Origin of the sequence: Micromonospora sp. NPDC000316, from assembly GCF_042898885.1 — a bacterium.
Lineage (GTDB): Bacteria > Actinomycetota > Actinomycetes > Mycobacteriales > Micromonosporaceae > Micromonospora.
Genome location: NZ_JBIAZG010000003.1, coordinates 503705 through 527288 on the forward strand (window position 1 = coordinate 503705; position 23584 = coordinate 527288).

The 23584-nt window shown below is 72.9% G+C and carries 17 protein-coding genes; 13 read left to right on the forward strand and 4 right to left on the reverse strand.

Annotation, left to right across the window (positions count from 1 at the left end):
• The first annotated feature begins 168 nt into the window (after positions 1-168).
• The 3 genes from hisI to ACFY2Q_RS10600 all read left to right on the forward strand — a co-directional run bounded on the left by hisI (position 169) and on the right by ACFY2Q_RS10600 (position 2914).
• On the forward strand, positions 169-600 hold the full coding sequence (gene hisI / locus ACFY2Q_RS10590) for a phosphoribosyl-AMP cyclohydrolase (RefSeq protein ID WP_387129142.1): 432 nt from the start codon (positions 169-171) through the stop codon (positions 598-600).
• A gap of 46 nt (positions 601-646) precedes the next feature.
• Positions 647-2200 carry an anthranilate synthase component I gene (locus ACFY2Q_RS10595; protein WP_387129037.1) on the forward strand — a complete coding sequence of 518 codons (1554 nt, stop codon included), beginning with the start codon at positions 647-649 and terminating at the stop codon, positions 2198-2200.
• Between the two features lie 114 nt (positions 2201-2314).
• Positions 2315-2914, forward strand: a complete 600-nt coding sequence (locus tag ACFY2Q_RS10600; RefSeq protein ID WP_387129039.1) for a Trp biosynthesis-associated membrane protein — start codon at positions 2315-2317, stop codon at positions 2912-2914.
• Between the two features lie 60 nt (positions 2915-2974).
• Here ACFY2Q_RS10600 and ACFY2Q_RS10605 read toward each other — a convergent pair whose 3' ends face one another.
• Positions 2975-3247 carry a hypothetical protein gene (locus ACFY2Q_RS10605; protein WP_387129040.1) on the reverse strand — a complete coding sequence of 91 codons (273 nt, stop codon included), beginning with the start codon at positions 3245-3247 and terminating at the stop codon, positions 2975-2977.
• A gap of 487 nt (positions 3248-3734) precedes the next feature.
• Between ACFY2Q_RS10605 and trpC the strand changes: the two genes are divergently transcribed.
• Genes trpC through trpA form a run of 3 tightly spaced genes read left to right on the forward strand, consistent with a single transcriptional unit; the run spans position 3735 to position 6620 of the window.
• Positions 3735-4538, forward strand: coding sequence for an indole-3-glycerol phosphate synthase TrpC (trpC, locus tag ACFY2Q_RS10610; protein WP_387129144.1), 804 nt, complete (start codon positions 3735-3737; stop codon positions 4536-4538).
• 38 nt (positions 4539-4576) lie between these two features.
• Positions 4577-5815 (forward strand): tryptophan synthase subunit beta, encoded by a 1239-nt coding sequence (gene trpB / locus ACFY2Q_RS10615; protein ID WP_357486331.1) that lies wholly within the window; start codon positions 4577-4579, stop codon positions 5813-5815.
• 1 nt (position 5816) lies between these two features.
• On the forward strand, positions 5817-6620 hold the full coding sequence (gene trpA / locus ACFY2Q_RS10620; protein ID WP_387129042.1) for a tryptophan synthase subunit alpha: 804 nt from the start codon (positions 5817-5819) through the stop codon (positions 6618-6620).
• 59 nt (positions 6621-6679) lie between these two features.
• Here the strand turns inward: trpA and ACFY2Q_RS10625 are convergent, their stop codons facing one another.
• Positions 6680-7291, reverse strand: a complete 612-nt coding sequence (locus ACFY2Q_RS10625) for an NUDIX hydrolase (protein WP_387129043.1) — start codon at positions 7289-7291, stop codon at positions 6680-6682.
• A gap of 101 nt (positions 7292-7392) precedes the next feature.
• On the opposite strand from ACFY2Q_RS10625, the gene lgt reads away from it, so the two are divergent.
• On the forward strand, positions 7393-8562 hold the full coding sequence (gene lgt, locus ACFY2Q_RS10630) for a prolipoprotein diacylglyceryl transferase (protein ID WP_387129045.1): 1170 nt from the start codon (positions 7393-7395) through the stop codon (positions 8560-8562).
• A 16-nt stretch (positions 8563-8578) separates the two neighbouring features.
• Positions 8579-9766, forward strand: a complete 1188-nt coding sequence (locus tag ACFY2Q_RS10635) for an FAD-dependent monooxygenase (protein WP_387129047.1) — start codon at positions 8579-8581, stop codon at positions 9764-9766.
• A gap of 13 nt (positions 9767-9779) precedes the next feature.
• Here the strand turns inward: ACFY2Q_RS10635 and ACFY2Q_RS10640 are convergent, their stop codons facing one another.
• Positions 9780-10625: a GNAT family N-acetyltransferase gene (locus ACFY2Q_RS10640; protein WP_387129048.1), complete on the reverse strand. Its 846-nt coding sequence runs from the start codon at positions 10623-10625 to the stop codon at positions 9780-9782.
• A 146-nt stretch (positions 10626-10771) separates the two neighbouring features.
• Between ACFY2Q_RS10640 and gltB the strand changes: the two genes are divergently transcribed.
• The 3 genes from gltB (at position 10772) to ACFY2Q_RS10655 (ending at position 17650) form a co-directional block, all read left to right on the forward strand.
• Positions 10772-15514 (forward strand): glutamate synthase large subunit, encoded by a 4743-nt coding sequence (gene gltB, locus ACFY2Q_RS10645; RefSeq protein ID WP_387129050.1) that lies wholly within the window; start codon positions 10772-10774, stop codon positions 15512-15514.
• Positions 15507-17042, forward strand: coding sequence for a glutamate synthase subunit beta (locus tag ACFY2Q_RS10650; protein ID WP_387129053.1), 1536 nt, complete (start codon positions 15507-15509; stop codon positions 17040-17042). The genes gltB and ACFY2Q_RS10650 overlap by 8 nt, the downstream gene beginning before the upstream one ends.
• Positions 17043-17128: 86 nt before the next feature.
• A complete protein-coding gene (locus tag ACFY2Q_RS10655) occupies positions 17129-17650 on the forward strand; it encodes a hypothetical protein (protein WP_387129055.1) in 522 nt (173 codons plus the stop codon).
• A 350-nt stretch (positions 17651-18000) separates the two neighbouring features.
• Here ACFY2Q_RS10655 and ACFY2Q_RS10660 read toward each other — a convergent pair whose 3' ends face one another.
• Positions 18001-19533: a M1 family metallopeptidase gene (locus ACFY2Q_RS10660; protein ID WP_387129056.1), complete on the reverse strand. Its 1533-nt coding sequence runs from the start codon at positions 19531-19533 to the stop codon at positions 18001-18003.
• 201 nt (positions 19534-19734) lie between these two features.
• On the opposite strand from ACFY2Q_RS10660, the gene ACFY2Q_RS10665 reads away from it, so the two are divergent.
• Both ACFY2Q_RS10665 and ACFY2Q_RS10670 read left to right on the forward strand, forming a co-directional pair.
• Positions 19735-20532, forward strand: coding sequence for an SGNH/GDSL hydrolase family protein (locus ACFY2Q_RS10665; RefSeq protein WP_387129058.1), 798 nt, complete (start codon positions 19735-19737; stop codon positions 20530-20532).
• Between the two features lie 145 nt (positions 20533-20677).
• Complete coding sequence (locus tag ACFY2Q_RS10670; RefSeq protein WP_387129060.1) at positions 20678-23209, forward strand: FtsK/SpoIIIE domain-containing protein; 2532 nt, start codon at positions 20678-20680, stop codon at positions 23207-23209.
• Positions 23210-23584 lie beyond the last annotated feature (375 nt).

The window sequence follows — 23584 nt, forward strand, 5'->3', positions numbered from 1 at the left end:
CTGATCCGGCCGTACGCCGAGGAGATCGCCGAGGCGGCCGGCACCGATCTGGCGGACGCCCTTGTCGACGGCCGGCTGGACCGCTACGTGGCCCAACTCGCCCGGCCGGTCCACCTCGGGCGGGAGCCGTCGCCGGTGCCCGCGCCGCGTGCGGGACAATGGGTCACTGTGCCCGTACCTGACGCGCCGCTGACCGGCGTCCCCAGCGATCCGAGCGGCGCGGCGGCTGCCGTGCCGGCCCGGCCGTCCCAGCTCGACCCGGCCATCGCGCAACGACTTCGCCGTACCGCCGACGGTCTTGTCGCCGCCGTGGTCCGCGCCCACGACTCCGGCGAGGTGTTGATGGTCGCCTGGATGGACGACGAGGCGCTGCACCGCACCCTCACCACCGGCCGGGCCACCTACTGGTCGCGCAGCCGGAGCGAATACTGGGTCAAGGGCGCCACCTCCGGGCACCACCAGTACGTCCGCTCGGTCGCCCTGGACTGCGACGGCGACGCGCTGCTGGTCAGCGTGGAGCAGGTGGGCGCCGCCTGCCACACCGGGCAGCGGACCTGCTTCTTCACCGAACTGCCCGTCACCAGCCCGGAGGCACGGTGACCGCGCGGGGCGGCCCCGCCGTCCCGAACGAAAGGCAGGCTCAGCCATGACCGACGGCGCCGTGAGCCCCGACCCGGTCACCTTCACCGAGCTGGCGGCACGCTGGCGGGTGGTGCCGGTCGTCCGGCGCCTGCTGGCCGACGCGGAGACTCCGGTCGGGGTCTACCGCAAGCTGGCCGGCGGGCCCGGCACGTTCCTGCTCGAATCGGCCGAACAGGGCGTCGGTTCGGCAGGCATGGCCTGGTCGCGGTATTCGTTCATCGGCGTGCGCAGCAGCGCCACGCTCGTCGAGCGCGACGGCGTGGCGACCTGGCTCGGCCAGCCGCCGGCCGGGCTGCCCACCGGCGGTGACCCGATGGAGGTGCTGCGGGAGACCGTCGCGGCGCTTGCCGGCCCGGTCGGCGACGAGGCCGCCGGGATGCCGCCACTGACCGGGGGCATGGTCGGCTACCTCGGCTACGACTTCGTCCGCCGCATCGAGCGGCTGCCCGAGCTGACCGAGGACGACCTCGGCGTGCCGGAGCTGGGCATGATGCTCGCCACCGACCTGGTGGTGCTCGACCACTACGACGGCTCGGCGATCCTCGTCGCCAACGCGGTGCTGCCGCCGCTGGACACCCCGGACCGCGACGCGCAGGTCACCGCCGCGTACCACCACGCGGTCGGACGGCTCGACGCGATGACCACAGCGCTGTCCCGACCCATCCCACCGATGATCTCCACGGTCGAGCGTCCGCCGGCCGGCGAGGTCCTGTGCCGTACGCCCGACGGCGGCTATCCGAAGGCGGTGGAGGCGGCCAAGGAGGCGATCCGGGCCGGCGAGTGCTTCCAGATCGTGCTGTCCCAGCGCTTCGAGCGGGAGACCCACGCCGATCCGCTCGACGTGTACCGGGTGCTGCGCACCAGCAACCCCAGCCCATACATGTACCTGCTGCGCTTCGACGGGTTCGACATCGTCGGCTCGTCGCCGGAGGCGCACCTGAAGGTCACCGCCGGCTCGGACGGGCGACGGCGGGCGTTGCTGCACCCGATCGCCGGCACCCGGCCGCGTGGCGGCACCGCGACCGCCGACGCGGCGCTCGCCGCCGAACTGCTCGCCGACCCGAAGGAACGGGCCGAGCACGTGATGCTCGTCGACCTGGGCCGCAACGACCTGGGTCGGGTCTGCGAGCCGGGCAGCGTGGAGGTTCCCGAGTTCGCCACCATCGAGCGGTACAGCCACGTGATGCACATCGTGTCGACAGTGACCGGCACGCTGCGTGACGATCGGGGAGCTTTCGACGCGCTCGCCGCGACCTTCCCGGCCGGCACGCTCTCCGGTGCGCCGAAGGTGCGGGCCATGGAGATCATCGAGGAGTTGGAGCCGGTCCGGCGCGGCCTCTACGGCGGCACTGTCGGCTACTTCGGGTTCGGCGGTGACCTGGACATGGCGATCGCCATCCGGACCGCGCTGATCCGCGACGGCCGCGCGTATGTGCAGGCGGGCGCGGGGGTGGTGGCCGACTCGGATCCGGCCGCCGAGGACCAGGAGACCCGCGACAAGGCCGCGGCCGTGCTGGCGGCGATAGCAGCAGCCGAGACGCTACGGCCGGCCCGGTGAGCGCGAGGAGTGCAGCGCAGCGGAGCCCCGCAGTCGCGAACGAAAGGCAAGTCCGGTGAGCGCGAGGAGTGCAGCGCAGCGGAGCCCCGCAGTCGCGAACGAAAGGCAAGTCCGGTGAGCGTTGGCGACCGGCTGGAGGCCGGGGGTCGGGCTGCGTCGGGTCGGCGTCAGTTGACGTACGCGATGCTGCTCTGCCTGGTTGGCGCGGCCCTGGCGCTCTGGGCGGCGACCCGGAACTGGTCGGTGGAGTTGACGGTGCGACCGGCTCCGCTGCCGCCGGTGCGGGATGTTCGCAGTGGGGCGGCCCTGTTGCCGTGGCTGCCGGCGTTGGCCCTGGTCGCGCTTGCTGGCGGGGGCGCGGTGCTTGCCACCCGGGGGTTGCTGCGCCGGATCGTGGGCGTGCTGATCGGGGTGCTCGGCCTGGCCGTGGCGGTCGGCGGCGGGTATGGGCTTGTCGCCGACATCGGCGGTGTGGTGAGCCGGCAGTGGCCGGCGCTCTGCCTGGTGGGCGGCCTGCTGGCAGCCGTGGGCGGTGTCTGGACCGCGCTGCGTGGCGGCACCTGGCCCGCGATGGGTGCCAGGTACGAGCGGCCGGCGCGAACCGTTACGGAGAGTGAACCTGCGGAGGTCGCGCCGCAGGGGCCGATGGCCGGGCGGCGGACCACCGAGGCGTGGGACGCGCTGGACCGGGGCGAGGACCCGACGGCCGGCTGACCCGACGGCCGTCGGCTCGATGTGCAGCCGGTGTGGCCGTCGCGGGCCGGTCGGCGGGTGTCAGCCGACCGGCTGGTGCTCCCGCTGTTGCTGGCGGCGGGCGGCGGCGCGGGCGGCGGCCAGTTCGGCCACCAGCCGGTCCAGTTCGGCGCGCTTGTCGGCGCGGGCGCGGTCGGCGCAGACCGCCTCCCAGGCGTTGCCGCGCGCTGTGCGCACGCGGGCCTCGCCGACGACGGCCCGTTCCAGGGTGTGCACCACCCCGACGGCAAGTGACGCCACGGTCCGCGAGATGGTGGTCAGCCCGATGCTCGGGTTCGGCTCGGCAATGTTCATTGGTCACCTCACACGAGGAGTTGGCGACGATCGGGCAGGTCGTCGTCGAGTCTGCCCGAGGACGATGCTGACCGGCTGACGTTTCGCCGGGGTGACCGCCCTGTCAACTGTCTCGTCCCTGCCCTGACCTGGGACCGGCCGGTCGGCCTTGAGTTCGCTCACAGAATCGACGGACGTCGTTGTGGAGAGGCGTCGATCCGCAACCAGTGGCATGATCGGTGGGTCGGCCCGGTTCGACCGGGGCCGCCGGGCTCCCGTCGGATGACGGCGGTCGATACCGGAGGTGGCGCTGCGTGACATCCCGTTCACGGCAAGTCGGCCATTATGCCGCAGCCCTTTTGGTGAGCAGCGCCATACCCCCGGCCTCCCGGCGTCGGTCGGCTGCCCCTAGCATCGGCCCATGACACCCGGAGAGGGGAGTCCGATGGTGACTGCTGAGCATGCGCACGCGGAGGGGGACGACGCCGGTCAGGCAGCGTCCGTAAGCGTGCTCGACGAGATTCTGGCTGGCGTGCGTGAGGACGTCGCCCGCCGCCAGGAGCAGATTCCGTTGGAGCGGATCCGTGAGCTGGCAGCGGCGGCGCCGCCACCGCTTGACGCGTACGCGGCGCTGCGTAAGCCCGGCGTCGCTGTCATCGCGGAGGTGAAGCGCTCCTCGCCGTCGAAGGGCCGGCTGGCCGAGATCGCCGATCCGGCCGATCTCGCCGTCGACTACGCGGCCGGTGGCGCGCGGGCGATCAGCGTGCTGACCGAGGGGCGCTGGTTCGGCGGCTCGTTGGACGACCTCGCGGCCGTCCGGGCCGCGGTCACCGTGCCGGTGCTGCGCAAGGACTTCGTGGTCTCCAGCTACCAGGTGCACGAGGCGCGTGCCCACGGCGCCGACCTGGTCCTGCTTATCGTCGCCGCGCTCGAACAGAACGTGCTGACGGGCCTGCTGGAGCGGATCGAGTCGCTGGGCATGACCGCTCTCGTCGAGGTGCACGACGAGGAGGAGGCCGACCGTGCCCTGGAGGCCGGCGCGCAGGTGATCGGGGTCAATGCCCGCGATCTGCGTACCCTGGAGGTCGACAGGTCGGTGTTCGAGCGGATCGCGCCCGGCCTGCCCAGCAGCGTCGTCAAGATCGCCGAGTCGGGCGTCCGTGGGCCGCACGACCTGATCCGGTACGCCTCCGCCGGCGCCGACGCGGTCCTCGTCGGCGAGGGCCTGGTCACCCAGAAGAGCCCCCGCGAGGCGGTCGCCGAGCTGGTCAACGCGGGCAACCACCCGGCAACGCCCCGGCCGGTGCGCTGACCCCGCGCCGGTGTGACGCCCCACCGAGAGGATTTCCGATGAGCGCCGATGCGCTGGCCCCGGTGGCCGGCTCGCAGCCCGACTCCGCCGGCCACTTCGGCCGCTTCGGCGGTCGGTTCGTGCCCGAGGCCCTGGTGGCCGCGCTGGACGAGCTCGACGGGGCGTGGCGCACGGCGATGACCGACGAATCCTTCCGGGCCGAGTTCGGCGCGCTGCTGCGGGACTACGCGGGCACGCCGTCGCTGCTCTACGAGGCCCGACGGTTCTCCGCGAAGGTCGGCGCGCGGGTGCTGCTCAAGCGCGAGGACCTCAACCACACAGGTGCGCACAAGGTGCGCAACGTGCTCGGCCAGGCGCTGCTCACCAGGCGGATGGGCAAGACCCGGGTGATCGCGGAGACCGGCGCCGGTCAGCACGGCGTGGCCACCGCGACGGCCGCCGCCCTGTTCGACCTGGAGTGCGTGGTCTACATGGGCGAGGTCGACACCGAGCGGCAGGCCCTCAACGTCGCCCGGATGCGGATGCTCGGCGCCACGGTCGTCCCGGTCACCACCGGCTCGCGCACCCTCAAGGACGCGATGAACGAGGCGATGCGCGACTGGGTGGCGAACGTCGACGAGACGCACTACCTGATCGGCACCGCCGCCGGGCCGCACCCGTTCCCGGCGATGGTCCGCGACTTCGTCCGTGGCATCGGTGACGAGGCCCGTCAGCAGTGCCTGGACCTCACCGGCGCGCTGCCGGACGCGGTGACGGCCTGCGTCGGCGGCGGCTCCAACGCGCTTGGCATCTTCCACGCCTTCGTCGGCGACGAGGACGTGCGGCTGTACGGCTTCGAGGCCGGCGGCGACGGGGTGACCACCACCCGCCACGCGGCAAGCATCACCGGCGGGTCCGCGGGCGTGCTGCACGGCGCCCGCACGTACGTGCTTCAGGACGCCGACGGGCAGACGCTGGAGTCGCACTCGATCTCCGCGGGTCTGGACTACCCGGGCGTCGGGCCCGAGCACGCCTGGCTGCACGACACCGGCCGGGCCAACTACCTGCCGGTCACCGACGACGAGGCGATGGCCGCGTTCGAGCTGCTCTGCCGCACCGAGGGGATCATCCCGGCGATCGAGAGCGCACACGCGCTCGCCGGCACCGTCACGCTCGCACCCAAGCTCGCCGCGGAGCTGGGCCGGGAGCCGACAATCGTGGTGAACCTCTCCGGGCGTGGCGACAAGGACGTGCACACCGCCGGGGACTACTTCGGCATCCTCGACAAGGAGCGCTGAGATGAGCCGGATCGGGGTGGCCTTCGACAAGGCCCGGGCCGACGGACGGGCCGTACTGGTCGGTTGCATGCCGGCCGGGTTCCCGACCGTCGAGGGCAGCATCGCGGCCATGACGGCGATGGTCGAGGCCGGCGTCGACGTCATCGAGGTGGAGATCCCGTACTCCGACCCGGTGATGGACGGGCCGGTCATCCAGAAGGCCAGCGACATCGCCCTGGCCGGCGGGGTCCGTACGGCGGACACGCTGCGCATCATCGAGGCGGTCGCGGCCACCGGAGCGCCGGTGGTCACCATGACCTACTGGAACCCCGTCGAGCGGTACGGCGTGGACGTGTTCGCACGTGACCTCGCCGCCGCCGGCGGGACCGGCCTGATCACCCCGGACCTCATCCCCGACGAGGCCGACGAGTGGCTGGCCGCCTCGGACGCGCACGGGCTGGACCGCACCTTCCTGGTGTCGCCGTCGTCCACCGACGCCCGGTTGGCGATGACCGTGGCGCACTGCCGGGGCTTCGTCTACGCCACCGCCGTGATGGGGGTGACCGGTGCCCGAGCACGTACCTCCGACGCCGCGCCGACGCTGGTCTCCCGGGTGCGGGCGGTCACCGACCTGCCGGTCGGTGTCGGACTGGGCGTGGGCACCGGCGCGCAGGCCGGCACGGTCGCCGGATACGCCGACGGAGTGATCGTCGGCAGCGCGCTGATCCGTTGCCTGCTCGACGCGCCGTCCGAGGCCGAGGGGCTGGCCGCGCTGCGGACCCTCAGCGCCGAACTCGCCGAGGGCGTCCGCAACCCCGTTCGCTGAGCGACGCCCGCGGTCTGCGCACGTGAGCCGCCAGCCGGGTGGTCGATTCGGCGGCACGGTCACGGATGCGGCGATGGGTCTGTCGCCGCTTCGCCGCGCTGCTCCGGCGGGTGCCCCACTCCTGCCCGTACGCCACGGCTGGCACCTGGCCAGCCGGGCCGCCCGGGCGCAGGCCGGCCGTCCGCGCCACCACCTGCCGGACGCGGCGCGGGATCCCCGGGATCGACAGCCCAGGTGGTCTCGCGAAGGACGCCGGAGCGGCCGGCGACCGCGTCGGCGACTGCTGCTCGGGTGAGCGGGGTGACCTCGTCGGGCAGCGCGGTGGGGGTGTGCCAGGACAGTCGGCAGCCCGGCGGCGGGTCGGCGCTCGGCCCGATCTCTGCCGCGCGTGCGCGGAACACGTGCACCAGAATGTCCGGCAGTGGCCCGGCGCGCCCGGCCGGCGCGTTCGCCGTCGGACCGCTCAGGTGGTAGACGCCGACCAGGTCGACAAGCGTGATCTCCCAGCCGGTCTCGGCGCGGATGTCCCGCAGCGCCGCCCGCACCGGACTCTCCGCCGGTCGCAGCCGGCCGCCGGGCAGTGCGTACCGGCGTTCGCCCTGCCGACAGAGCAGCACCCGGCCGGTGTCGTCGGTGACGACCGCGGCGACCGCCCAGGTGAGCGTTGTCATGGACAAAGAGCCTACGGCGGCGCAAACCAGAAGTCATCGGGATGGCCACGCGGTGGCCCGGGGTGCCGCTGTGGGGGTGGGCAGCGGTAGCGTGTGCACCCGTGACCTACGCCTCGCTGTCCCCCCAGGCGGCCCTGCCCAGTCCCAGCACGGCCGTCTGGCAGCTCGGTCCGGTGCCGATCCGGGCGTATGCGCTGTGCATCATCGTCGGCATCGTGCTGGCCTGCTGGGTCACCGAGCGCCGCCTGCGCCAACGGGGTGTCGCGCCGGGAGCGGTGCTCGACATCGCCGTCTGGGCGGTGCCGGCGGGCATCATCGGCGCTCGGATCTACCACGTGCTCACCTCGCCGGAGAAATACTTCGGCGCCGGCGGTGACCCGATGAAGGCGTTCGCCATCTGGGAGGGCGGTCTCGGCATCTGGGGCGCGGTCGCCGGTGGCGCGGTCGGCGCCTGGATCGCGGCCCGGCAGCTCGGCATCCCGTTCACTGTGGTGGCCGACGCGTTGGCCCCCGGGCTGCCGCTGGCCCAGGCGGTCGGGCGCCTCGGCAACTGGTTCAACAACGAGCTGTTCGGCGGCCGGACCACCCTGCCCTGGGGTCTGGAGATCCACCGGATGGACCCGGACAATCCGGGGCACGCGTTGCGGGACGACGCCGGCCAGCCGATCCTCGAACCGGGCCTCTACCAGCCGACGTTCCTCTACGAGGCGCTGTGGAACCTCGGCGTGGTCGCGTTGGTCCTCATCCTGGACCGCAAGCTGCGGCTCGGGCGGGGCCGGGCGTTCGCCCTCTACGTGATGGGCTACACCGTCGGCCGGTTCTGGATCGAGCTGATGCGCACCGACGACGCCAACCAGATCCTCGGTGTCCGGCTCAACGTCTGGACGGCGAGCCTGGTCTTCCTCGGCGCGTTGATCTACTTCGTGCGGGTCCGTGGCCCCCGGGAGTACCTGATCCCGATCGGCGTGGCGGCCACAGCGACCACGTCCGCGACGTCGGACCTGTCCCAGGTCGACCTCTCCGAGCGGGAGACCGGTGCGCGGGCCGCCGCCCCGGAGGGCTACCGGAAGGTAAGCGAAGAACAGTTCCACATCTGGCGGGACACCGGCGTGGCACCGCCCGAGTCGGCTGACGACGACGGTGATGGGAGCGACGGGCCGACCGGCGAGGCCGCGACCGGCGACCGAACGCCAACCGACGGCACGCCTGAGGCACCCGACGGCGACCGGGCCGACGCGACCGGCGTACGCCCCGCCGACCGGGACAGCTGAGCGGGGGCCGATACCGATGCGAAGCGCGGTGGTGGTCGGTGCCGGGGTTGGCGGCCTCGCGGTCGCTGGCGCGCTGGCCCGCTCCGGTTGGCAGGTCACCCTGCTGGACCGCGCCGAGCGGGTCCGTCCCGAGCCGACCGCCGTCGTGCTCTGGCCCAACGGTGTGCGCGCGTTGCAGGCTCTCGGCCTCGGCGCTGGCCTGGCCGCCATCGCCACACCGCTACCCGACGGCGGTGTCCGCCGCCCGGACGGGCACTGGCTGGTGCAGCCTCGACCGACGTCCGTCGAGCGGATGCCCGTGGTGGTGCACCGGGAGGACCTGCACGACGCGTTGATCGCCGGGCTGGGCGAGCGCGTCGAACTGCGTACCGGCGTGACAGTGCGCCACGTCCGGGTCGAGCCGGGCGAGCGGCCGGGCGTCAGCGACGGGCGGCACTCCATCGAGGCCGACCTGGTGGTCGCCGCGGACGGCACCGACAGCGTCATCCGCCGCCAACTGGCCCCCGAATCCGGGGTGGTCAGCTCCGGCTGCGCGGCCTGGCGGGCGGTCATCCCCTGGTACCGGGCACCCCGGCTACCCGCCGGCCAGCCGATCGCCGGCGAGGTCCTCGGCGCGGGCTACCGGTTCGTGGCCGCCTCGCTCGGCGAGCGCGGCTCCTCGGGCGGCTCCACCCGAGGTGGCATCTACTGGGTGGCCACCGCTGCCGGCGCTCCCCGCCCGGAGCCGCCGGAGACCCAGCTCGCCCTGCTGCGCCGCTGGTACGCGGGCTGGCCGGCACCGATCGCCGAGCTGCTCGACGCCACCGACCCGAGTGACCTCGTCCAGCAGGAGGTGCGCGAGCTGCGCCCGTTGCCCCGCGCGTACGGCTTCCCGGCCGGGCCGGGCGGGGTGGTGCTGCTCGGCGACGCGGCCCACGCCATGCCGCCGCACCTCGGCCAGGGCGCGTGCCTGGCGTTCGAGGACGCCGCCACGCTCGCCTCACTGCTGCGCGAGGCCCGACTGCCCGATGCGGTGCAGGCGTACGACCGGGTGCGCCGTCCCCGGGCGGCGACTGTGGTCCGGCAGACTCGGCGCATGTCGGCGGTGCTCCAGACCCGGGGCCGGTTGGCGCTGCGCGCCCGGGACGCCGCACTCGGCACGATCAACTCGCGGCTGCTCTCCAGCGCCGCCACGTCCGCCGCCCAGTGGCGCCCGCCGGCGTGATTCGTCCCGATGGTCAGGGGATGAGCGCGGCGGGTTCGGCGATGCAGGCGGTGCCGACGCGGCGGAAGCCGACCCGCAGGTAGACCCGGGCGATCTCCTCGCTGCCGGCGGACAGGAAGACGAGGTCGGTGCCGGCGGCCAGCAGTTCCCGTGCGAGGGTGGCGGTCAGCGCGGCGGCCATTCCACGACGGCGGGCGGCGGGCAGCGTCGCCACCCCGGCGATCTCCGCGACGTCGTCCACCCGCATCGCCATACCGCTGGCCAGTGCGCCCTCGGTCGGCGTGCCGGCCAGGGCGGAGATCCGTCGGCCGTCGGCGATCCGGGTACGCTCCTCGTCCAGCGCGGCAAGTTCCAGTTCGGTGACCGCCGCGTCCCGTTGCGCCGGTCCGGCCTCGCCGGGCGCGGTGCCGGCCGCCGCGAACGCCACGGCGGCCACCGCCCGCCGTGCGGCGACGTCGGCGGCGAAGCCTGGTGAGTCCGCCGCCAGAACCCGCACCGGTACGTCGGACAGCGTCGCCGGGTCGGGCAGCGCGGCTGGGTCGAGCACCATCAGTGGCGCCTCCAGCACGCTCAGCCCCGCCGAGCGGGCCACCGCCAGCAAGTCCGGGGTGGTGTCATGGACCCACTCGATGGCCTCCGGCAGGCCCAAACTCCGCTGTCGCTCGCGCACCGAGGTAATGTCGGCAAGGGACGGCGGCTCGTTGGCGCCGATCCGGGGCCGGGCATAGAACGGCCAGCCCGCGCCTTCGCGGACGAACAGCACCAACGCCCCATGTTCTTCCACGGCGGCGACGTCCCGGGGCACAGCGTCGTAGAAGCGTTCCAAACGGTCGAAGACGTCCTTGTGTAGCGGATCCACCGCGCGAGACTACACGTCCCAGACTCTGGACGGTGTGATCAATCTTGAGTGCCCTTGCGCTTACCCCCCTAACGTAGACTCAATAGACCCCACGGGCCGACGTCGTCCCTCACCATGATCCAACCTGAGTGACGACAGGAGGCCCGGTGGCCTTTCCGTACCCGCAGAGCCCACAGGCTTTGCCGACGCCCGGCCCCCGCCCGTCCGCCCAGGGTCTCTACGACCCGGCGCAGGAGCACGATGCCTGCGGAGTGGCCTTCGTAGCGGACCTGCACGGCCGACGGTCGCACTCGGTCGTCGCCAACGGGCTCGGCGCGCTCTGCCGACTGGACCATCGCGGCGCCCGGGGCGCGGAGCCCAACACCGGCGACGGCGCGGGCATCATGATCCAGGTCCCGGACGCGTTCCTGCGCGCGGTGGCAGGCGTCACGCTTCCGCCGGCCGGCGAGTACGCCACAGGCCTGGTCTTCCTCCCCGACGACGACGCCGCCGAGGCGCGTGCCCGCCGGGTCATCGAGAAGTACGCGGTGGTCGAGGGCGCCGACCTCCTCGGCTGGCGGGACGTGCCGATCGAGCCGGAAGGGCTGGGCGAGACCGCCCTGGCGGCGATGCCCCGGGTCCGGCAGGTCTTCCTCGCCGCGCACCGGCTCACCGACTCGCCCGCCGGTCGGGCCGGCTCCCCGCTGCGCGGCATCGATCTGGACCGTGTGGCGTTCTGCCTGCGCAAGCAGGCCGAGCGGGAGACCGCCGAGCGGGGCGTGCCGGCATACTTCCCGTCGCTGTCCAGCCGGACCATGATCTACAAGGGCATGCTCACGCCCGACCAGCTCCCGGCGTTCTACCCGGACCTGCGCGACGAGCGCGTGGACAGCGCTATCGCGCTCGTGCACTCCCGGTTCTCCACGAACACGTTCCCGTCCTGGCCGCTGGCGCACCCGTACCGCTTCATCGCCCACAACGGCGAGATCAACACGATCCGCGGCAACCGCAACTGGATGCAGGCACGCGAGGCGCTGCTGCGCTCGCCGAACCTGCCCGGCAACATCCGGCGGGTCTTCCCGGTCTGCACTCCCGGCGCCTCCGACTCGGCGAACTTTGACGAGGTGCTGGAACTGCTGCACCTGGCCGGCCGGAGCCTGCCGCACGCGGTGCTCATGATGATCCCCGAGGCGTGGGAGAACGACCCCGGCATGCGGCCGGACAAGCGGGCCTTCTACCGCTTCCACGCGAGCCTCATGGAGCCGTGGGACGGGCCGGCGTCGGTGGCGTTCACCGACGGCGAGATCGTCGGCGCGGTGCTGGACCGCAATGGGCTGCGCCCGGGGCGCTGGTGGCAGACCGACGACGGCCTCGTCGTGCTGGGCTCCGAGGCGGGCGTGCTCGACCTCGACCCGGCCCGTGTGGTCGCCAAGGGGCGGCTCCAGCCGGGCAAGATGTTCCTTGTCGACACCGTCGCCGGCCGGATCGTGCACGACGACGAGATCAAGTCCGAGCTGGCCGCCGCGCAGCCGTACGGCGAGTGGCTGCACGCCGGGCTGATCGAGCTCGACGACCTGCCGGCCCGCGAGCACACCGTCTACACCCACGACTCGGTCCGGCGCCGCCAGCAGACCTTCGGCTACACGCAGGAGGAGCTGAAGATCCTGCTCGCGCCGATGGCCCGCACCGGCGCCGAGCCGCTCGGCTCGATGGGCACCGACACTCCGATCTCACCGCTGTCCACCCGGCCGCGGCTGCTCTACGACTACTTCCACCAGCTCTTCGCCCAGGTCACCAACCCGCCGTTGGACGCCATCCGTGAGGAGTTGGTGACCAGCCTGGCGTCGACGATCGGGCCGGAGGGCAACCTGCTCGACCCGGGCGCGGCGAGCTGCCGGCAGATCGTGCTGCCGCATCCGATCATCGACAACGACGAGCTGGCGAAGATCCTCTCCATCGACGAGGACGGTGACCTGCCCGGCTTCAAGGCCGTCCGGGTCTCCGGCCTGTACCGCATCCGGGAGGGCGCCGCCGGCATCAAGGCCCGGCTGACCGAGATCTGCCGGCACGTCTCCGAGGCCATCGAGGACGGCGTCCGCATCCTTGTGCTCTCCGACCGGGACTCCAACGCCGACCTCGCGCCGATCCCGTCGCTGCTGCTCACCGCCGCCGTGCACCAGCACCTGGTGCGGGAGCAGACCCGCACGCAGGCGGCGCTGATCGTGGAGTCCGGCGACTGCCGGGAGGTGCACCACGCGGCCGTCCTGATCGGGTACGGCGCTGCGGCGGTCAACCCCTACCTGGCGTTCGAGTCGGTGGAGGACATGATCGCCACCGGCGCGCTGACAGGTGTCGAACCGGCCGCCGCCGTGCGCAACTACGCCAAGGGGCTCGGCAAGGGCGTCCTGAAGATCATGTCGAAGATGGGCATCTCGACGGTCTCGTCGTACTGCGGTGCTCAGGTCTTCGAGGCGGTCGGGCTGGACACCCGGTTGATCGACCGCTACTTCCGGGGCACCCCCAGCCGCATCGGCGGGGTGGGCCTGGCAGGTGTGCACACCGAGGTGGCCGCCCGGCACGCGCTGGCCTGGCCGCCGGCCGGCACCGCGGCCTCCGACCGGCTGGAGGTCGGCGGCGAGTACCAGTGGCGCCGTGAGGGCGAGCTGCACCTGTTCAACCCGGAGACGGTCTTCCTGCTCCAGCACGCCACCCGCAGCCGGCAGTACGACGTCTTCCGGCAGTACACGGCGAAGGTCGACGCGCTCGCCGCGCAGGCCGGCTCGCTGCGCGGGCTGTTCACCCTGCGCACCGGGGTCCGTCCGGCGGTGCCGATCGAGGAGGTCGAGCCGGCCACCGAGATCGTCAAGCGGTTCGCCACCGGCGCCATGTCGTACGGGTCGATCTCCGCGGAGGCCCACGAGACGCTCGCCATCGCGATGAACCGTCTCGGCGGCAAGTCCAACACCGGCGAGGGTGGCGAGGACGTCGATCGGCTGCACGACCCGTTGCGCCGCTCCTCGGTCAAGCAGATCGCCAGCGGCCGGTTCGGTGTCACGAGCGAATACCTGGTCAACGCCGACGACCTGCAGATCAAGATGGCCCAGGGCGCCAAGCCCGGCGAGGGTGGCCAACTGCCCGGCAACAAGGTCTGGCCGTGGATCGCCCGGACCCGGCACGCCACCCCCGGCGTCGGGCTGATCTCCCCGCCGCCGCACCACGACATCTACTCCATCGAGGACCTGGCCCAGCTCGTCCACGACCTGAAGTGCGTCAACCCGGCCGCCCGGGTGCACGTCAAGCTTGTCAGCGAGGTGGGTGTCGGCACCGTCGCCGCCGGGGTGGCCAAGCTCAAGGCCGACGTCATCCTGATCTCCGGGCACGACGGCGGCACCGGCGCGTCCCCGCTCAACTCGCTCAAGCACGCCGGCACCCCGTGGGAGCTGGGGCTGGCCGAGGCGCAGCAGACGCTGCTGCTCAACAAGCTGCGCGACCGGGTCACCGTGCAGGTCGACGGCCAGCTCAAGACCGGCCGGGACGTGCTGATCGCGGCGCTGCTCGGCGCGGAGGAGTTCGGCTTCGCGACCGCGCCGCTTATCGTCTCCGGCTGCGTGATGATGCGGGTCTGCCACCTGGACACCTGCCCGGTGGGCATCGCCACCCAGAACCCGGTGCTGCGTGAGCGGTTCACGGGCACCCCGGAGTTCGTGGAGAACTTCTTCCTGTTCCTCGCCGAGGAGGTCCGCGGATACCTGGCCGAGCTGGGCTTCCGGTCGATCGAAGAGGCGATCGGGCAGACCGAACTGCTCGACGTGGCCCCGGCGGTCGCGCACTGGAAGGCGAACGGGCTCGACCTGGCGCCGGTCCTGCACCTGCCGGAGCTGCCCGCCGGCGCCGCCCGGCGTGGCGTGCGCGCCCAGGATCACGGCCTGGAGCACTCCCTGGACAACGAGCTGATCGCACTCGCCCGCCCCGTGCTCTCCGCAGCGGGATCCCGGCCAGAGGCGGCAAGCGCCGAGGCGTGGGACTCCGCCCAGGTGACGCCGGTACGCGTCGAGGTGGCGGTGCGCAACGAGCACCGCAGCGTCGGCGCGATGCTCGGCGGCGAGGTGACCCGCCGGTTCGGTGGCGCCGGTCTGCCCGACGACACAATCGAGTTCGTGCTGCACGGCACGGCGGGGCAGTCGTTCGGCGCGTTCCTGCCGCGCGGGGTGACCCTGCGGCTGCACGGCGACGCCAACGACTACGTGGCGAAGGGCCTCTCCGGTGGGCGGATCATCGTCCGTCCGGACGCCGCCGCGCCGTTCCTCGACGCCGACGCCGAGCCGGGCAACCGCGCCGAGGACCAGATCATCGCGGGCAACACCATCCTGTACGGAGCCACCGCCGGTGAGGTCTTCCTGCGGGGCCGGGTGGGGGAGCGGTTCGCGGTGCGCAACTCCGGCGCGATAGCTGTGGTCGAGGGTGTCGGCGACCACGGCTGCGAGTACATGACCGGTGGGACGGTGGTGGTGCTCGGCGCGACGGGCCGTAACTTCGCCGCCGGCATGTCCGGCGGTACGGCATTCGTGCACCGGCTGGACCGGTCCCGGATCAACGCGGAGCTTGTCGACCTGACGCCGCTTGGAGAACAGGAGCAGGCGCTGCTGCACGAGCTGGTCCAGCGGCACGTGGCCGAGACCGGCTCGGCTGTCGCCGAGGAGTTGCTCAAGCGCTGGCCGGACGCGGTGACCGAGTTCACCGCCGTGGTGCCGCGCGAGTACCGCCGCGTGCGGGAGATCATGCGGGCCGCCGAAGCCGCCGGCCTCGACGTCGATGACGCGGTGATGAGAGAACTGACGCCGTCTGCTGCGCCGGCGATGCCCGTGCTGCCCGCCTCGCGGGTGGTCACCCAGGAGGTGGCTCGTGCCTGACCCGAACGGTTTCCTGCGTTACGACCGGGCACTGCCGGCCCGCCGCCCGGTGCCGGTGCGGATCAGCGACTGGCGTGAGGTGTACCCGCCCGCCGGTGAGACGCTGGTCCGCGAGCAGGCCACCCGCTGCATGGACTGCGGCATCCCGTTCTGCCACGACGGCTGCCCGCTGGGCAACCGGATCCCGGACTGGAACGACCTGGTCCGCACCGGCAGCTGGGACGCCGCCGTGGAGTCGCTGCACGCCACGAACAACTTCCCGGAGTTCACCGGCCGGCTCTGCCCGGCGCCCTGCGAGGCGGCCTGCGTGCTGGGCATCGCCGGTGGGCAGCCGGTGACCATCAAGCAGGTGGAGGTGGAGATCGCCAACGCCGCCGCGGCGAACGGCCTCCTGCCTCTCCCGGTGCCACCGCCGTCCGGCCGGTCGGTCGCCGTGGTCGGTTCCGGGCCCGCAGGCCTCGCCGCCGCACAGCAGTTGGCCCGCGCCGGCCACGCGGTGACGGTGTACGAGCGCGACGACGCGATCGGCGGCCTGCTCCGATACGGCATTCCGGACTTCAAGCTGGAGAAGCAGCACATCGACGCCCGGTTGGCGCAGCTCACCGCGGAGGGGGTGCGCTTTCGCACCGGGGTGAACGTCGGCGTGGACGTCACCGCCGAGCAGTTGCGCGCCGAGCACGACGCGGTGCTGCTGGCCTGCGGCGCGTTGCAGGGTCGGGACACCCCGGAGACCCCGGGGCGGGCGCTGCGGGGCGTACACCAGGCGATGGCGCATCTGGTCGCGGCCAATCGGGCGGTCGCGGCAGCGGCCACCGACGAGCCTGGCGTCGCCGTGACCGGCGAGGGCCGGGCGGCCCGGGCGGTGCTGCCGGACGGCACGCCCATCGACGCGGCCGGCAAACACGTGGTGATCATCGGTGGTGGTGACACCGCAGCCGACTGCCTCGGTGTCGCTCATCGGCAGGGTGCCGCCGGTGTGCACCAGCTCGACCTGTACCCCCAGCCGCCGAGCGAGCGCGACGAGGCACGGGACCCGTGGCCGACCTGGCCGTGGATCCTGCGCAGCTACCCGGCGCACGAGGAGGGCGGCGAGCGGGTCTTCGCCGTGGCGGTGCAGGAGTTCGTGGACGACGGCACCGGTCAGGTGCGGGCGGTCCGGATCGCCGAGGTGACTGTCGAGAAGCACGACGGCCGCCGGGTGGTCACAGTGGTGCCGGGCTCCGAGCGGGAGTTGCCGGCGGATCTGGTGCTGTTGGCGATCGGCTTCGAGGGCACCGAGCAGCAGCCGTTGCTGGCCCAGTTCGGTGTCACCCGCAACGCGCGGGGCGCCATCGACGCCCGGGACGACTGGCAGACCGACGCCGACGGGGTGTTCGTCGCAGGTGACATGCACCGGGGCGCCTCGCTGATCGTCTGGGCGATCGCCGAGGGCCGTGCGGTGGCCGCAGCCATCCACGGTTACCTCGGTGGCGCCGGGGCGTTGCCCGCCCCGGTGGCCCCGGCCGCGCAGCCGCTCGCCGCGAGGTGACCGGCCGGAGGCGCTGAGACAGCGGTCACGCCCTCCGGCGGGCGCGCGGGGCCGAACGATACGAAGATCATCGCTACTCTCCGGTCATGGAGATCGAGGAGCGGCTACGGCGGACCCGTCGCTGGCTGTGGGTCGTGTTGATCGGGCTCTTTCTGAGCGGGGTCACCGCGTTCCCGCTGGAGATCGAGGTGCGCTGGCTGCTGCGCGTGCTGGATCCGCTCGACGGCCACCTGCCGGCACTTGTCGCCTGGATCGAGCGGGTCCACACCGGGCTCGTGACGGCCGACAGGGACTACCCGTTCCTGCTCTACGGCACCGACTGGCTGGCCTTCGCCCACCTGGTGCTGGCGGTGGCGTTCTGGGGGCCGCTGCGTGACCCGGTGCGCAACGTCTGGGTGGTGCAGGTCGGCCTGATCGCCTGCGCGGGGATCATCCCGCTGGCGCTGATCTGCGGCCCGATCCGGGACATCCCGTGGTTCTGGACGCTTGTCGACCTGTCCTTCGCCGTCGGGGCGTTCCCGCCGCTCTGGTTCGCCTACCGGCACATCCGCGCCGTCGAGGCGAGCATGGCCGAGTCGGCGGCTGCCCCGGCAACCGTGGGCGGGTAGGCGCCCGCCCATCTGCCGCGCGGCCGCCCATCTGCCCTGCGCCCGCCCGCCGACGCCAGGTTGCGGCTGACCCAAGCCTCGGCCCTGCCGGGCTCACCACCCGTGACGGTCCAGCCGGGCGAGAGGCATCTGTGCGCGTCCTTTGCTCTGCTTCAACCCACGCAACAATCGATCACGCTTTTCGTTGCGCCGGTTGAAGCAGAGCAAAGGACATGCGGGGATGCCACCGGGCGGGCGACAGCGCGCCGGGCCGGCGACCGCTCCGCCGAATGGTCCAGGTTGGACGCGCGGAAGGCCCGCCGCGTGTGGCGGCGGGCCTTCCGGGTCGACCGACGAGGTCGGCGGACTGGCTAGTGCGACAGCAGCTCGTGGGCCTCGCGGATCTTGGCCCAGGACTTCGGCTCGACCGGCGGGGCGGCCTTGCGGGCGGCCGAGGCCACGTCCGGCCGGCCGGCGGTGAACAGCCAGGTGGTGAACAGCTCGTCCAGGTCCAGACCGGAGATCCGTTCGGCAAGGGCCTGGAACTGCGCGATGGTGCCGTTGCCGTACCGGTGCTCGGCGGTCCAGGCCGGCAGGATCTCGAAGAACGCGTCGTCGCCGACGGCCAGCCGGAGCTGGTGCAGGGCCATCGCGCCCCGGTCGTAGACGGCGTTGTCGAAGATCCGTGCCGCCCCCGGGTCGCCGGGCGGCACCTGCCAGAACTCCGAATCGGCCGGGTAGCTCGCGTAGGTGAAGTCGAAGACCTCCTGCGCGGTGCCCTCGCCCTGCTCCTCCGACCACAGCCACTCGGCGTACGAGGCGAAGCCCTCGTTGAGCCAGATGTCGCGCCATCCGTTCACCGACACCGAGTCACCGAACCACTGGTGGGCGTTCTCGTGGACCACCACGTACGTGTTGGCGCCGCGACGCCAGAAGCCCGGGCCGTACACCGGTCGGGTCTGGGTCTCCAGGGCGAAGCTGATGCCGTCGACCGGCCCGGCCACGCCACCCTGCGCCTCGAACGGGTACGGGCCAAAGATCCCGCTCTCCCAGTCGACGATCTCGGCGGTCCGCTCGATGCTGGCCCGTGCGGCCGGCCCGAGCTCGCCCAGCGAGGTGCTGTACGCGTTGATCACCGGCTGGCCGCTCGGCGTGGTGTCGGTGACGATGTCGTACTGGCCGATGGCCATGAAGGCCAGGTAGGTGGCGGTGGGGGAGGTGGTCCGCCAGATCCACCGGGTGCGATTGCCCGCCTCGGCCACCGGTGGCCGTGGCTGCACGCCGTTGCTGATCACCTCGACCCCTGTGGGCACCGAGACGGAGATGTCGAATGTGGCCTTGTCCAGCGGGTGGTCGTTGCTCGGGAACCACCACCACGCCGACTCGGGCTCGTTTACCGCGAGCGCCCCGTCGTCGGTACGCGTCCAGCCGGTGTAGCCGCCGACGAGCGTCTCCGACGGGATGCCGTCGTAGCGCACCACGATCGTCAACTGCTGGCCTCGGGTGATGGTGCGGGCCGGCGTGACCACCAGCTCGTGCGCGCCCTCGGTGCTGGTGCTGGCCTCCCAGCCGTTGACCCGCACCGACTCGACGTCGAGCAGGAAGTCCAGGTTGAACCGGGAGAGGTCCTGGGTGGCGGTGGCGAGGATCGTGGTGGTGCCCGTGAGTCGGTCGGTGGCCGGCTCGTAGCGCAGCCGGACGTCGTAGTGCGAGACGTCGTAGCCGCCGTTGCCGTAGTCGGGGAAGTAGGCGTCGCCCAGGCCGGGCGCGCCGGGTTGCGGCGCGATGGTGACGACGGGCCGGCCCCAGGCGGTCGGCGCGGCCTGGCCAGGTGTGCCGGCGAGCATGGTGCCGGCGGTGGTGAGGGTCAGGGCGGCGGTGGCCGCCGTGAGGACACGTCGCACGGTGTGGACTCCCTCCATTGGGTGTTCGCCAGGCCAACCTAATCGACAACTGTGATCGTCGCTGACCCGCAACGCAGCGATGTCGGCCTATTCCATTGATCTGCATGTTTCGCTAGCATTACCGCCTAGTAACAACTGTTTCATCCCTGGCCACGCGCGCGGTCACAGGATCCCACCACCCCTGTTCTGTGGAGGTCCGTCATGCCCCACCGCCCGCTGGCCCGCGCGCTCGCCGCACTGGTCGCCCTCTTCGCCGCAGCCCTCGGCGCCGTGCTCGTCCCCGGCACCGCGCAGGCCGCCGCCGTCAACTACGTCGCACTCGGCGACTCCTACTCCTCCGGTGTCGGCGCCGGCCCGTACGACCTGTCCGGTTGCCTGCGCAGCCAGAAGTCGTACGCCCCGCTCTGGGCGGCAGCCCACGGCGTGACCAGCTTCAACTTCCGGGCCTGCGGCGGCGCGGTCACCGCCGACGTGCTCAACGATCAGGTGAGCGCGCTCAGCGCCAGCACCACACTTGTCACCATCACCATCGGTGGCAACGACGCCGGCTTCGTCAACGTCATCACCAGTTGCCGGTTCGGCAGCACGTCGTCCTGCACGAACGCCGTCAACACCGCCAAGACCTTCGCCACCTCGACGCTTCCCGCCCGGCTCGACGCCACGTACGCCGCCATCCGCAACCGGGCACCCAACGCCCGGCTGATCGTCCTCGGCTACCCGCGCCTGTTCGAGACGAACTCCTGCGGCTGGTTGGCCATGAGCACCTACAAGCGCACGATCCTCAACGAGGCAGCCGACGTGCTCGCGTCGGTCACCGCGAGCCGGGCCAGCGCGGCCGGCGCCACCTTCGCCGACACCCGGAGCCACTTCTCCGGGCACGGCGTCTGCGCCGGCGACCCGTGGATCAACGACATCTCCGGGTTGATCGAGGCGTACCACCCGGATGCCGACGGCTACCGCTACGGCTACCTGCCGGCGCTGAACGCGGTCACCGGCTGACCCGTACACAGTGCCCGGGCGGCCGACGGTCCACCCCGGACCGTCGGCCGCCGCCGCGCGCCGACCCGCGTCGGTACTGTGCCGGTGCCACCGCCGTCCGTTAGGGTTTCGGCGAACCGGACGGCAGTGGCGTGGGAGGCAGAGCGTGGGCAGGCTCGCGTCGGCGTACGGGCAGGCGGTCACCGCCCACCGGGCGGCACGCGTCCACCTCGACACCGCCCGGGGCGCGCTCGGCACGGCACCGGCTCCCACCCCGCCAGTCGGCGGCGACGACCTGGTTGCTCGACTCGCACGCATCGGCGGCGCGCTTGCCACACCCACCCCGGGCGTCACCGGGCTGACCGACGCGCCGGCCCCCGTGCGGATCGGCGAGGCGTCCACCCCGGACGGCGGCTTCCCGGTGCTGGTGCCGCTCGGCGGCGGGCATCACCTGGCGCTGGACACCGACGCCCGGGACCGCCGGGTCGCCGCGCTGCTGCGGGCACTGGTGCTGCGGCTGATCGCCACCGCGCCGCCCGGCCAGGTCCGGGTCGCCGGCATCGACACCGCCGCGCTCGGCGCGACCTTCGGGCCGTTGCGCCCGCTGCTCGACGCCGGGGTTCTCGACCCGCCGGCCACCGGCGACGCCGAGGTGACAGCCCTGCTGGACGCCGCCGAACGACACGCCCGCGCCGCGCAGCACGCCGAGCCGCACACCCGGCAGCTGCTGCTGGTGGTGGCCACCGCAGTCCCGGCGCCGCGCGAGCTGGCCCGACTCGCCGCGCTCACCCACGCCGGCCCGGCCGCCGCCGTCTGCGTCCTGCTCGCCGGTCACCCGTCCCGGCTGCCCGGCGAGACCTCACCGCCGCTGGGCGGCACCACCGCCATCCGGCTCTTCGAGGGGTACGCGCACGTCGGCGACCCGCCGGGCACCCCGTTCAGCGCCGACGGCAGCGGCCTCGCCGCACCCGTGCAGCTCGACGGCGACCCGCCCCCCGCCTCGGTACGCGCGCTCGCCGAGCACCTCGGCGCCGCCGCCCGCCGCTCCGAGGCGCTGCCCTTCGCCGAGTTGCTGCCCGAGCGGCGCTGGGCCGAGTCCGCCGGCAACGGGCTGCGTACCGTCATCGGCCGGGCCGGCTCCGCACCGATGACAGTCGCCTTCGACGATGCCACCCCGCACTGGCTGGTCGGCGGGCGCACCGGCGCCGGCAAGACAGTCTTCCTCCTCGACGTCCTCTACGGGCTGGCCGCCCGTTACTCCCCGGCCGAGTTGCAGCTCTACCTGCTCGACTTCAAGGAGGGCGTCAGCTTCACCGAGTTCGTGCCCACCGGGCGTGACCCGTCCTGGCTGCCGCACGCCCGCGCCGTCGGCATCGAATCCGACCGCGAGTACGGCCTCGCCGTGCTGCGCGAGCTGCGCCGGGAGGCACAGCGCCGCGCCACCGCCCTGAAACGGCACGGTGTCACCAAACTGGCCGACCTGCCGCCGGCCAATTCACTGCCGCGCATCGTGGCGGTCATCGACGAGTTCCACGTGCTGCTCGCCGGCAACGACGCGCTGGCCCGCGAGTCCGTCGACCTGCTGGAGGAGTTGGCCCGCAAGGGCCGTTCCTACGGCATACACCTGGTGCTGGCCAGTCAGAGCATGACAGGCATCGAGGCGCTCTACGGGCGGGCCGAGGCGATCTTCGGGCAGTTCGCGCTCCGGGTGGCGCTGCCCGGCGGCGGCGGGGTGCTCGACCCGCTCAACAACGCCGCGGCGGCCCTGCCCATCGGCTCCGCCGTGGTCAACACCGCAGCCGGCGCGGTCGGCGCCGACACCGTGCTGCGCTTTCCCGACGCGCACGCCGCAGCCGCCGACCTGGCCACGCTTCGCCACGAGCTGTGGCAGGCCCGGCCGCCGGGCTCGCGGGCACCGGCGGTGTTCAAGGGGTACGAAGCGGCGCGCGTTGAGGACGATCCGACGTTCGCCGGGTTGCGGCCCGGTGGCCGACGCCCGATGGCCCTCGTTGGCCGGACCGTCGACGTGCACGGCACCACAGCGCTCTTCCTCATGGACAGCGCCCCGGGCCGGCACCTCGCCGTCGTCGGCACCACACCGGGCGGCGCGGACGTGCTGCGCGCCGCGACACTCAGCCTGGCCCGGCAGCACATCCCCGGTGACGCCCGGTTCCAGCTCGCCTCGCTGGTAAGCGCCGCCGACCCGGTCGCGGACGAGACCGACGCCGCCCTGCGAGCCGCTGGTCACCCGGTGCACCGCCTGGACGCGGCGGGGCTGCGCGACCGGATCACCGCGCTTGCCGTCGAGCCCGCCGGCCGCGAATACCTTGTGGTGTTCGGCATGGACGCCGCCGCGCCGGTCCTCGGAGCGGCCGACCCGGTCACCTTCCGCTCCGGCCTCGACGACCTGCGCACCCTGCTGCGCCACGGCCCCGCCCAGGGGATACACCTGCTCGGCTGGTGGCGGGGCCTGCGCCGGCTCGCCGACGACCTCGGCGGCACGCAGAACCGCGACGACGTCGCCTGCCTCGTCGCGCTGAACGTGCCCGGCGCCGAGCTGGCCCTGCACCTCGGGGTGCACGACCTGACCTACACGCCGCGCGCCGACCGGGCGTTGCTTGTCGACAGGCACGACCAGCGCACCAGGCTGATCGTGCCCTTCGCCCGGGACGGGCACGAGCCGGACGGGGAGCGTTGACAGTGTCCTTCGAGGAGTACGCGGCGGCGGCCCGACAGCTCGCCGAGCAACGCCGGGCCGGTGAGCAGCACGCCGCCACCGAGTCCGCGCGTCGCCGTGACCTGCACGCCACCGCCGACTACCTGCACCAGCGGTTGACCGCACAGGGGCACCGCCTCGACCAGCTCGGCCGCGCGATCGGCCTCGACCAGCCCCCGACAGCCCCTGCCGCGGACCCGGCGGCCGGGTCCGGGCCGCCTCCAGGTTCCGGGCCGCAGGGTTCCGGATCGCCGTCGAGTTTCGGGCCGCCAGGTTCTGGGCCGTCGTCAAGTTTCGGGCCAGCTCCAGGCTCCGGGCCGCCGGGTTCTGGGCCGTCGTCGAGTTTCGGGCCGACTC